This is a genomic window from Tenacibaculum retecalamus (genome assembly GCF_027941755.1).
Lineage (GTDB): Bacteria > Bacteroidota > Bacteroidia > Flavobacteriales > Flavobacteriaceae > Polaribacter > Polaribacter haliotis_B.
The window spans coordinates 1,551,826-1,563,263 of record NZ_CP115916.1 but is presented as its reverse complement, the minus strand read 5'-3'; the positions used below and the strand labels follow the sequence as shown (position 1 = coordinate 1,563,263).

Below are 11,438 nucleotides of genomic sequence, written 5' to 3'. Positions count from 1 at the left end.
ATGTTTTAACAAATAATTAAGATTATTTTAAGACTAACTTTCCAATTTTTTGATGCCCTGATAGCCAAGCAATGTTTTTGTCTACAAACTGAATAGCGTAGTAAGAATCGGTGCTTACTTCCGTCCAAGTATGTCCGCCATCATTAGAAAATGAAACACCGGTTTTACCTACAGCAAAAACCTCTTTTCCGTTGGTATTTGGTACATATTGCACGCAACTTTTGTAATTAGGGTTTTGATTATCGGCAACTAACGTCCAAGTTTTTCCACCATCAGAAGTTATGGCTTTGTTGGCACAATTATCATTAGGTTTTGCATAATTACCACCAATGACAATACCGTTTAATTCATCATAAAAATCGATAGAATAAATTCCCTGAGGTCCATCTCCTTGAATTATAGGAGTATTATAAATTTGCCATGTTTTTCCAAAATCAGTAGATTTTAAAATTCGAGCTTTCGTTCCTCCAGAAGCTATCCAAACTGTATTGTTTACAATTTTTATATTGGTATTACTAGCTGCAAAAAAAGCTTCGCCTTCTTCAAAAACAGGTAAGTTCTCACAAGGTAATTTATTCCAAGTATTTCCACCATCCGAAGTTAAAATAATAGAAGCACAATTTTCGGTAGGATCGCCAACTGCGATTCCGTGTTTATTATCTGGAAAGAATTTCATACTGTCATAAAAAACTTTTTCATGTGTTTCGGTATATACTAAGTTTGTTGTTTTTGATGTGTTATTTAATTTATAAAGTAGTGCAGGGTTGCCAATACTTAAAGCAAAAACAGCTGTTCCGTTATAAGCAATACTTCTAAAATTAGGAATAAGAGTGTCATTATCTTTAATTTTGATAAAAGAATTTTCACCCCATTTTTCTCCATTACTTTTTGTGAAACCAATTTTTCCATTAGAACCAGCGTAATACAAACTAGTTTTATTTATTGGATAAATAGCTCTGATACTTGTACTATCTTGTTTAAATTCAGTAATTATTACATTTTTTAATAATCTTGGTTGATATTCTTTTTTGCAAGAAAAAGAAATAAAAGCGACTATAATTAAAAGTGAAAAGTGTTTCATTTTTTTGATATTTTTACAGAACTAAAAATAGACAAATCAAATTAAAACAATGAAAAAAGCATTGGTAATTTCTGGAGGAGGTAGTAAGGGAGCATTTGGCGGTGGTGTAGCCCAGTATTTGATGAAAAAAAGAAGAAAGAGTACGATATGTTTTTAGGAACATCAACAGGAAGTTTAATGGTGTCGCATTTGGCTTTAGGTATGGTTGATGAGTTAAAAGAGTTGTATACTTCGGTGGATCAGAAAGCTATTTTTAGTAACAGTCCGTTTAAAGTGAAATCTGTTCATGGAGAGAAAGTAATTTCTATTCGTCATATAAATACTTTTTGGAATTTTTTAAACGGTAGAAAAACTTTTGGTGAAAGTAAAAACTTACGAAAACTAATAAAGAAAAAAGTTACCAAAGAAATTTACAATGAAATTAGAGAAAAAAACAAAGAGGTAGTTGTTACGGTATCAAATTTAACAGCGAATCAGATAGAATATAAATCGATTTTAGATTGTGATTATGATGATTTTTGCGATTGGATTTGGGGTTCATGTAATTATGTGCCTTTTATGAGCTTGTTAGAAAAAAATCATTGCCAATATGCCGATGGAGGTTTTGGTAGTTTGGTTCCGATAAGAGAAGCAATTCTTAGAGGTGCCACCGAAGTAGATGCAATTATTTTAGCAACTGAGGTAACGCAAATAAATAGATTACCAGCAAAAAATCCGTTTTCATTAATGATGGATACTTTTGATTTTATGCTCGAAAATGTAGAAAAACACAATATTACAATTGGAAAACTTTTTGCAAAACAACACGGTGTAAAACTAAACCTATATTATACACCAACTGTTTTAACAACCAATTCATTGGTTTTTGATAAAGAGAAAATGAAAAAATGGTGGAAATCTGGCTATAATTATGCTAAAAAAATTGATGATGATAAAATGAGCGAGTTTAGACCAGAAATGATTGATAATAAAGAGGTAGAAGAAGGGTTAGAAAACGCATAGTTTATGAAGTTTGGAAAAGTTGCCAATCCTGAATTAATAGATTTTACCTTACCTAAAACACATCACAAAACCGTAAGTTTATTAAGCTCTTTTGATAAGGTAGAGAAACCGACAATATATGTTGGTTGTGCAAAATGGAATAAGGCAGATTTAAAAGGATTTTATCCGAAGGGAACAAAAGATGAATTAGGGTATTATTCAGAACAGTTTAATTCAATTGAATTAAATGCCACGTTTTACCGTGTTTTTTCAGCAGAACAATTTGAAAAATGGAATTTAAAAACACCAAAAGGATTTAAGTTTTTTCCGAAATTGACACAGGATATTAGTCATTTTAAGCGCTTACAGCAAACTCAAGATTCCGTGAATTTATTTTTAGATAATGCTGCTCATCTACAAGAAAAATTAGGAACTATTTTTTTACAAATGCATGCTGATTTTGGTCCTAGTAATTTTGAGGTACTAAGAAATTTTGTTGTCAGTTGGCCAAAAGGAGTTCCACTTGCGATAGAAGTTCGGCATAAAGAATGGTTTTCTGATGTGATTGTTTTTGATGAGTTGACGCAGTTATTAGAAGAGAATACTATTGCAAATATATTAGTAGATACTGCTGGTCGGCGAGATATGTTACATATGAATATGACAAATAATGAAGCATTTATCAGATTTGTAGGAGCAAATCATCCGTTGGACTATGAACGTTTGGATGCTTGGGTGTACCGTTTAAAAGAATGGAGCGATTTAGGATTAAAAAACATACACTTTTTTATTCATCAGAATATAGAAGTAGAATCACCTTTGTTAGCAGCTTATTTTATAAAGAAATTAAACAATGTATTGGGAACTGATTTAAAAGTTCCGAATGAAAATATAAATCAGCAAATGAGTTTGTTGTAACATAAATAATCCAGCTTTAAAGCTGGATTATTTACTTATTTAAAATTATAATCTATGTTATGATGAGAGCCTGAAACAAGTTCAGCTTTACGAAGTAGATTTACTTTAAATCAATATACATATTATTATAGTCAGGGTAATTCATTGATGAGTTCCATGACGAATAAATAGCAGTTCTTTTTTTAGCTAAAGGAAATCCTTTTGCTCCTGTGGTAATATATTGTATTGTTCTTTCTAATAAAGGCTCTGTAGGATCACCAAAAACGCCTAAATTACCAGGGTCTTCTTCCATTATTACTTCAGGAATAAAACCTTCGGGTTTATTTTCTCCGTTGCTATTCTGTATTTCTAAAACAATTGGTTGCATTGCCCAAGCATGATTAGTTTTAAAATTAGGTCCGTTTTTAGAAAAATTTTCAGAGTCATATAATGTTATAGAACCTACATGTTTTCCGTAGGTTTGAGTTCCTACTAATTTTACGTTAATATAAGGTGATAATGCATTTATAACCAATTCGGATGCAGAAGCTGTGTTTTCAGAAACAATAAAATAAACCGTAGTTAAGTTTAAATTATTAATGGTTTCATCTAAAACAATGCTACCGTTACTATCTTTATTTAAAATTTTATCTGTGAAATTATCAATGAAATCGCTTGGCTCTCTACCAGCCATTACTTTGTTATTCCAAATTTGTTTTGAGAACAACTCATCATTACCTTGTCCTGCAATCATACTTCCTAAATACACGGCTGTTTGTACAGAGCCACCACCGTTGTAACGTAAGTCAACTACTAGGTCGGTAATTCCTGCTGTCATAAAATTAGCAAATTCGGTATTTAAATCTCCATCAAAATCACTCGAAAATTGATTGTACATTAAATAACCGATAGTATTTCCGCCATCAACAATAACGGTTGTTTTTTTAATTGGGCTTTCTGTTATAATTGCTTTTGTTAATGTTATTGTAGTTGCGTTACTTATAGGGTTTCCGGCATTGTAATCGGCTAAATGTACAGTAAATGAATCTGCACTAAATAAAGAGTTTACATTCGCTCTAGTTAAAGGTGTTCCGTTTACTTCAGTAATAAGCATTCCTCTAACAATTCCTTTAGTTTCAGCATCAGAATTTTTTACCACATCATATACATACACATAATATTTACCAGAACCATCAGCATAATCGGCTCCTTTAACTTTCATACCTGTAGTTTGTCGGGTACCTTCAAAAGATTGTTCTAAGGCGATATAATCATCAACAATCCAAGAATAGGTTTTATTTGGATCCTTCGGATATTCATTAGGAGTGTATAATAAGTTGTAGAATAAATTTGCAGGGTTATTATAATTATCTAAATAACCAAAAAGTTCTTTATTGTTATTAAAACGTCTGTCTGATAAATCAGGAATTTCATTTTGCCATAAGTAGTAAGCATTCATTCCTTTCCAAACAAAATTTTGAATTTGAATATCATTAGGAGTATCATCTTTACTAGTACAAGATACTATGGTTAGTGATACAAGAACAATAAGAACGACTTTAAGTAATTTCATAAGGGATATATTAGCTATAACATCAACGCAATTTACTCAATAATATTATTTTTTTTAACTTTTGATGTAACAAACTTGAAACCCCGTCGTCGTAGTTATGTAAACCAGATAGATAAGACGAGGTTTTATTATTAAGTTTACAAAACTAATTAACTAAACAATGAATCAATCAGACTTTTTAAAAGTTGTGTTACCGTTTAAAGACAAAGTCTTTCGTTTAGCAAAAAGACTTTTAGTTTCTACAGAAGAAGCTGAAGACGCTACGCAAGAATTAATTTTTAAGCTATGGCGAAACAAAGAAAAATTGGCTGACTATAAAAATGTAGAAGCATTTGCAATGACCATGACAAAGAATTATTGTTATGATCGTTTAAAATCGAAACAAGCAAGTAATTTAACATTGGTTCATAGTAATTATAAGGAAAAAGATACTTCGTTAGATAAAAAAGTAGAGTATAACGATAGTGTAAGTTTAGTACACAAATTAATTGAGAAATTGCCTGAACAACAAAAAACAATTATTCAATTAAGAGATATAGAACAATATGATTTTGATGAGATATGTAAAATGGTGGATATGAAACCAACTGCTGTTAGAGTAGCCTTATCAAGAGCAAGAAAAACAATAAGAGAAGAATTAATAAAAAAACACAACTATGGAGTTAGCTAACATAGAGAAATTAGTAGAAAAATATCTAAACGCAGAAACTACTTTGCAAGAAGAACAAATACTACAAGAGTATTTTACTTCAGGTAATGTGGCAGCACATTTGCAAGAGTATAGTATGTTGTTTGGTTATTTTAAACAAAGTAAAAACGAAACTTTTACCAAAACCATTCAGTTAAAACCTGAGAAACCTAAGAAGAACTGGAAATGGTTATCGGTAGCAGCATCAGTAGTTTTACTATTTACTGCATTTATGGGAAATCAAAAGTATCAAGAGCATCAACAAAGAAAACAGTTTGCACAAGTAACAGCTGCATTGCAAATGGTTTCATTTAATCTAAACAAAGGAAACGATGCATTATATGCAGTTTCAAAAAACTTAAACAAAGGAAATGATGCCTTAGCTCACTTAAATACCTATGAAGAAACAGTAAATAAAGTAATAAACAAAGTAAATTAATAATCAAAAAAAAGTAAAACCAAGTACTTAATAAACAATAAACATCATGAAAAAAATAATTATAATATTCGCATTCGTATTCACAGCAAACTTAACTTTTGGACAATCAATGTTTGATAAATTAGAAAATATTGACGAAGTATCATCTGTTGTAGTAAACAAAGATGCCTTTGAAATGCTATCTAAATTTAATGTAGGTTCTGGAGACAATGAAGCCATGGAAGTTTTTAATATGATAAAAGACTTAAAAGAGTTAAAAGTATTTTCGACAGATGATACTGCTGTTTCTGCACAAATGGAAAACATGGTAAAATCTTCAGTAAGTAAGAATAACCTAATAGAGTTAATGCGAGTGAAAGATAAAGGATCACGTGTTAAAATTTATGTGAAATCAACAAAAAATAAAGATTTTGTTAGCGAAGTTTTAATGTTTGTAAAAGATAAAAGTTCTAAAAAAGGAGGGGCAGAATCGGTTATTGTATCTTTAACAGGAACTATTGATATTAATAAAATGTCGAAACTAGCTGAAACGTTTTCAAAAGATAAAAACGTAAAGGTTGAAGTAAATAACAAGTAATATTACTTTTAAAATAGGGGTAAGAGCCAAAATTTTATCCCTGTTTTTAATCAATTAATAAAACAGATACTACAATGAAAAAAATATTTATATATTCATTATTACTAGTTGCTTTTGTTACTGTTTCATGTAAAAATGAAGCCTCATTACAAAGTTATTTAGTAGAGAGTCAAGACAAAAAAGGATTTATAACTTTAGATGTTCCTGCAAGTGTACTTCAATTAAGTATGGATAAAGCTTCTGAAGAAGATAAAAAAGCGTTTGAAAGTATTCGTAAAGTAAACATAACAGGATTACCTTATAAAGATACTAACGAAACAACGTACGAAGCAGAAAAAGGAAAATTAAAAGAAATTCTTAATAATTCAGATTATAAAAAGTTAATCAATTTTAAGAAAGATGGTATGCATGCTGCAATTTATTATTCAGGAAAAACAGATGCTATCAACGAAATTATAGCTTTTGGTTATGGTAAAGAAATGGGGGTTGGTATTGCACGTATTTTAGGTGATAACATGAACCCTGCTAAGATTATGCAAATGATGCAGAAATCTAAAGTTGATGGAAGTGATATGGATTTAGGAAAGTTTAAATCTCTTTTAGGAGGAATCAATATAAACAATAAAACAGAAAAAAAAGCTATTGAAGTACATACCGAAGAGGTTGTAGAGTAGGTTTTTAAGAATAACAGAAAAGAAAGCGCCATCAAATATTTGATGGCGCTTTCTTTTTAACGCCTCATTAACAAGCCTCCCAATAGATTTCCTTATTTTTGGTGCTCAAACGAAAATATTTTATGAAGTTTCAAAAAACCTTTCTACTAATACTAACTCTTTTTACGCTTACAATGTTTTCTCAATCAGAGAATACTTATAGAGCAGAAAAAGATAAAGTCCACGATTTAATTCATACTAAATTAAAAGTTGATTTTAACTTTAAAGAAAAGCAGTTAAACGGTGAAGAATGGTTAACAATAAAACCTCATTTTTACGAAACGGCTAAAGTAACGTTAGATGCTAAAGCGATGCTTATTCATAAAATTACAATAGATAATAAATCATTAGACTATAATTATGATGATTTTAAGTTAATAATCGATTTACCTCGTGTTTATAAGCGAAACGAAGAATTTACGATATATATAAAGTATACAGCGCGTCCTGAAAGAGTAAAACAAAAAGGAAGCGCAGCGATAACAGCTGCCAAAGGATTGTATTTTATAAATCCAACTGGGTTGGATAAAAATAAACCAACTCAAATTTGGACGCAAGGAGAAACAGAAGCAAGTAGTTGTTGGTTTCCAACAATAGATGCACCAAATCAGAAAACATCACAAGAAATTTATATTACCGTTCCTACAAAATACGTAACACTATCAAACGGAAAGTTAGAAAATCAAACAACTAATACAAACGGAACAAGAACTGATTATTGGAATTTTACACAAAAACATGCACCATATTTATTTTTTATGGGAGTAGGAGAATATGAGATTGTTAAAGACACTTATAAGAATATTCCGGTAGATTATTATGTAGAAAAAAAATATGCGCCATATGCCAAAGATATTTTTGGAAAAACACCAGAAATGTTAGCATTCTTTTCAAAAATTACTGGAATAGAATATCCGTGGAATAAATATGCACAAATTGTTGGGCGTGATTACGTAAGTGGTGCGATGGAAAATACAACAGCCGTTATTCATGGTGAAAATGCTTATCAGATGCCAGGGCAGTTAATTGATGAGAACATACAAGAAAATACCATTGCTCACGAAGCTTTTCATCATTGGTTTGGAGATTTAGTAACTGCTGAAAGTTGGAGTAATTTAACTGTAAATGAAAGTTTTGCTAATTATAGTGAATATTTATGGCGCGAATACAAATATGGAAAAAACGATGCAGATGCACATTTGTTAGAGGATGTTGAAGGATATAAAAATGGTCAGAATTTTGATAAACATTTAGTCCGTTTTAATTATCACGATAAAGAAGATATGTTTGACGGGGTTAGCTACAATAAAGGTGGCGCAATCTTACATATGTTGCGTAATTATTTAGGAGATGAAGCATTTTATGCAGGATTAAACAACTATTTAACTACTCATAAATATAGTACCGGAGAAGCGCATCAATTGCGTTTGGCTTTTGAAGAAATAAGCGGAAAAGATTTAAATTGGTTTTTTAATCAATGGTATTTTAATAGTGGGCATCCGAAGTTAGAAATTTCTTGCGATTTTAATAAATTAAGAAAAACGGTAACAGTAAATATTATCCAGAATCAAGAAAATGAATTTAAATTTCCTTTTGCTATTGATATTTTTGAAGGAAGTAAGCGCACACGTTATACTGTTTTTGTAGATGGTAAAGACGCATCATTTTCATTTCCATATATAAAACAACCTAATTTAATTCAGGTAAATGCAGATGGAGTTTTGTTATGTGACATAAGAGAGAATAAAATATTGAGTGATTATATTCATCAATTAAAATATGCTGATAATTTTATGCATAAAAAAGAAGCTTTAGTTGAGGTAGCTAGATATCAGGATGATAAAAAAGCGTTTGATGCAATTGCTAATGCAATGAATGATGATTTTTATAAAATTAGATTATTAGCTTTAAAAAACATCAACTTAGTAAATAAGAACTCTAAAAAAAGAGTGATTGAGAAGATAAAATTGTTGGCAATGAACGATCCTAAAACATTAGTACAAGCAGCAGCAATTGAAACTTTAGGTAAATTAACAGATCCTGAACTGAAAATGGTTTTCGAAAAAGGATTGCAAAGTAAATCATATGCTGTTTTAGGAAAATCATTAGTAGGAATGTATTATGTAGACAAAACATTAGCTATTAAAAAATCGAAAACATTACCAATTGAAGTTAAAAAAATTATAGCAACGCCTTTAACTCGTATTTATTTAGAAGAAAATGATGATGATGAGTTAAACTTTATAGCAAGCAATGTTATGTCGGGAATGTATTTAAGTCAGAATAAAAAAATACAATCTTTATATAAAAAAGCTTACGATAAAATAGCGATAAGTAATAATACCGAAGCTATTAAGAATTTAGCAAATGATATTGTGGCTAAAGGAATTCAGTATAAGCAATATAATTTTGATAAAGTTGGCGTAAATTTGTTAAGGCAAGTAGCACAAAAACAAAAAAAAGCAAACCTATCTAACAAGATAATTAATATTGAAATAGTTAAAATTGCTATGGCAAAATTATTAGAATAAACAATCAGAAAATAAATAAAACCTTATGTTGTTGGCATAATAATTGTCTATTCTAACAAAACTAAATTTTATGAAAAAAACTACTTTACTATTATTTTCAATACTTATATTTTTTTCTTGCAACAGTATAAAAACGACTGAAAAGGCAATTAATACTGGTGATTATGACAAGGCAATTTCTTTGTCGGTTAAAAACTTAGCGAAAAATAAGTATAAAGAAAAAAATCAACCATACGTTGTAATGCTTCACAATGCTTTTAAAAAAGCAAGTGATAGAGATCTTTCTAGAATTTCATTTTTAGAAAAAGAAGATAATGCAGAAAATCTTGAAACCATTTATAACTTATATCATCGTTTAAATAATAGACAAGAAAAGATAAAACCTTTATTACCGTTAAAAAATGTAAATTTTAAATTAACGAATTATGATAATGAAATTCTACAATCTAAAGAAAATTATGCGAACTATTTATATGAAAATGGTGTAGCTCTGTTAAAATCTGGAGTTAGAAATAAGATAAATTATAGAAGAGCTTATGATGAATTAAAATATTTAGATAAAATTAGTTCGAATTATAAAAATACTAGAGATTTACTTGAAGAAGCCCATATTAAAGGTACTGATTATGTTTTTTTATCAGTAAGTAATGAAACAGATCAAATAATACCAAGAAGGTTAGAAGACGATTTGTTAGCGATGGATACGTATGGATTAAATAATTTATGGACCGTATATCATTCACAAAAAAACAAGCAAATTAGATATGATTTTGATTTAGAATTAAACCTTAGAGAAATTAAAATTTCTCCTGAACAAATTCATGAAAAAGAAATTATAAAAGAAAAACAACTTAAAGATGGTTTTAAATATTTAGTAAACAACAAAGGAGTTTACGTAAAAGATAGTTTAGGAAATAAAATTAAAGTTGATAAATTTAGAAAAATCAGATGTCAATTATATCGATTTACGCAATATAAGAGTAGTAAAGTTATTGGAGTTGTAAAATATTATCAGAATTCAAACAATCAATTAATAGAAAGTTTTCCTATTCAAAGTGAGTTTGTTTTTGAACATGTATATGCAAATTATAAAGGTGATAGAAGAGCGTTAGATAACAATTATTTGAATTTAACAAAGTTAAAATCTGTACGTTTTCCATCTAACGAACAGATGGTATATGATACTGGTAGCGATTTAAAAGAGAAATTAAAGCATATTATTACAAGAAATAAATTTAGAAATTAGTTTTTAAATAAATACTATGAAAACTCCTGTTTTAAGCGGGAGTTTTTTATTTTTATAATCGATGGATTTATTCTCACAATTTAATGATTTTCCTCAAAACTTACTTCCCAAAGATGGAACTGTAAATTACTACGGAATAGTTTTATCAAGATTAAAAGCTGATACTTATTATAATACTCTTTTAAATAGCATAGAATGGAAAAATGATGAAGCTATTATATTTGGAAAACAAATATTTACTAAAAGAAAGGTAGCTTGGTATGCAGAAAGTTCTTTTGATTATTCTTATTCAAACAGTACTAAAAGGGCATTACTTTTTACGAATGAATTGTTAGAATTAAAAGAATTGGTAGAAAAACAAACAAACGAAACCTACAATTCTTGCTTGTTAAATTTATACCACGACGGATCTGAAGGAATGGCTTGGCATAGTGATGGTGAACGAGATTTAAAAGAACAAGGAGCCATTGCATCTTTAAGTTTAGGTGCCGAACGTAAGTTTGGTTTTAAACATAAAGAAACCAAAGAAACGGTTTATAAAGTATTAGAACATGGTTCATTATTGGTGATGAAAGACGAAACACAAAAGCATTGGTTACATCGTTTACCACCCACAAAAAAAATACACCGACCACGAATTAATTTAACTTTTCGAACTATTGAAAAATAGGTTAGTTAACTATTAAATTAAGGTTAGTACAGAAAGGGAAGT

Annotated in this window: 10 protein-coding genes and 1 pseudogene; 9 read left to right on the top strand and 2 right to left on the bottom strand. The window is 29.4% G+C overall.

Translation table 11 applies throughout. From position 1 onward, the window contains the following. Nucleotides 1–22: 22 nt before the first annotated feature. A complete protein-coding gene (locus PG912_RS07465) occupies nucleotides 23–1,081 on the bottom strand; it encodes a beta propeller repeat protein (RefSeq protein ID WP_275687028.1) in 1,059 nt (352 codons plus the stop codon). Between the two features lie 49 nt (nucleotides 1,082–1,130). Between PG912_RS07465 and PG912_RS07460 the strand changes: the two are divergent. Next, nucleotides 1,131–2,083 (top strand): annotated as a pseudogene (locus PG912_RS07460) (patatin-like phospholipase family protein). A gap of 3 nt (nucleotides 2,084–2,086) precedes the next feature. Further along, a complete protein-coding gene (locus PG912_RS07455) occupies nucleotides 2,087–2,980 on the top strand; it encodes a DUF72 domain-containing protein (RefSeq protein WP_275687027.1) in 894 nt (297 codons plus the stop codon). Nucleotides 2,981–3,080: 100 nt separating this feature from the next. On the opposite strand, the gene PG912_RS07450 is transcribed toward PG912_RS07455, so the two are convergent. Beyond that, nucleotides 3,081–4,532 (bottom strand): S41 family peptidase, encoded by a 1,452-nt coding sequence (locus tag PG912_RS07450; RefSeq protein WP_275687026.1) that lies wholly within the window; start codon nucleotides 4,530–4,532, stop codon nucleotides 3,081–3,083. Between the two features lie 160 nt (nucleotides 4,533–4,692). Between PG912_RS07450 and PG912_RS07445 the strand changes: the two genes are divergently transcribed. From PG912_RS07445 to PG912_RS07415, 7 genes are all read left to right on the top strand, one after another. Continuing rightward, complete coding sequence (locus PG912_RS07445; protein WP_260586081.1) at nucleotides 4,693–5,202, top strand: RNA polymerase sigma factor; 510 nt, start codon at nucleotides 4,693–4,695, stop codon at nucleotides 5,200–5,202. Beyond that, entirely contained in the window at nucleotides 5,189–5,659 is a 471-nt protein-coding gene (locus PG912_RS07440) for a hypothetical protein (protein ID WP_275687025.1), read from the top strand. The genes PG912_RS07445 and PG912_RS07440 overlap by 14 nt, the downstream gene beginning before the upstream one ends. Nucleotides 5,660–5,705: 46 nt before the next feature. Next, on the top strand, nucleotides 5,706–6,236 hold the full coding sequence (locus PG912_RS07435) for a DUF4252 domain-containing protein (RefSeq protein ID WP_275687024.1): 531 nt from the start codon (nucleotides 5,706–5,708) through the stop codon (nucleotides 6,234–6,236). Nucleotides 6,237–6,310: 74 nt separating this feature from the next. Further along, nucleotides 6,311–6,910, top strand: coding sequence for a DUF4252 domain-containing protein (locus tag PG912_RS07430; RefSeq protein ID WP_260586078.1), 600 nt, complete (start codon nucleotides 6,311–6,313; stop codon nucleotides 6,908–6,910). A 122-nt stretch (nucleotides 6,911–7,032) separates the two neighbouring features. After that, nucleotides 7,033–9,480 (top strand): M1 family metallopeptidase, encoded by a 2,448-nt coding sequence (locus tag PG912_RS07425; protein ID WP_275687023.1) that lies wholly within the window; start codon nucleotides 7,033–7,035, stop codon nucleotides 9,478–9,480. Nucleotides 9,481–9,550: 70 nt separating this feature from the next. Further along, on the top strand, nucleotides 9,551–10,726 hold the full coding sequence (locus PG912_RS07420; RefSeq protein WP_275687022.1) for a hypothetical protein: 1,176 nt from the start codon (nucleotides 9,551–9,553) through the stop codon (nucleotides 10,724–10,726). A gap of 61 nt (nucleotides 10,727–10,787) precedes the next feature. Next, nucleotides 10,788–11,396, top strand: coding sequence for an alpha-ketoglutarate-dependent dioxygenase AlkB family protein (locus tag PG912_RS07415; protein ID WP_275687021.1), 609 nt, complete (start codon nucleotides 10,788–10,790; stop codon nucleotides 11,394–11,396). The last annotated feature ends 42 nt before the right edge of the window (nucleotides 11,397–11,438 follow it).

What these genes read in the sequence shown, in the direction of transcription:
- PG912_RS07415 (WP_275687021.1), top strand. Translation starts at nt 10,788, where the DNA reads ATGGATTTATTCTCACAATTTAATGATTTTCCTCAAAACTTACTTCCC.
- PG912_RS07465 (WP_275687028.1), bottom strand. Translation starts at nt 1,081, where the DNA reads ATGAAACACTTTTCACTTTTAATTATAGTCGCTTTTATTTCTTTTTCT.
- PG912_RS07420 (WP_275687022.1), top strand. Translation starts at nt 9,551, where the DNA reads ATGAAAAAAACTACTTTACTATTATTTTCAATACTTATATTTTTTTCT.
- PG912_RS07440 (WP_275687025.1), top strand. Translation starts at nt 5,189, where the DNA reads ATGGAGTTAGCTAACATAGAGAAATTAGTAGAAAAATATCTAAACGCA.
- PG912_RS07455 (WP_275687027.1), top strand. Translation starts at nt 2,087, where the DNA reads ATGAAGTTTGGAAAAGTTGCCAATCCTGAATTAATAGATTTTACCTTA.
- PG912_RS07425 (WP_275687023.1), top strand. Translation starts at nt 7,033, where the DNA reads ATGAAGTTTCAAAAAACCTTTCTACTAATACTAACTCTTTTTACGCTT.
- PG912_RS07430 (WP_260586078.1), top strand. Translation starts at nt 6,311, where the DNA reads ATGAAAAAAATATTTATATATTCATTATTACTAGTTGCTTTTGTTACT.
- PG912_RS07435 (WP_275687024.1), top strand. Translation starts at nt 5,706, where the DNA reads ATGAAAAAAATAATTATAATATTCGCATTCGTATTCACAGCAAACTTA.
- PG912_RS07450 (WP_275687026.1), bottom strand. Translation starts at nt 4,532, where the DNA reads ATGAAATTACTTAAAGTCGTTCTTATTGTTCTTGTATCACTAACCATA.
- PG912_RS07445 (WP_260586081.1), top strand. Translation starts at nt 4,693, where the DNA reads ATGAATCAATCAGACTTTTTAAAAGTTGTGTTACCGTTTAAAGACAAA.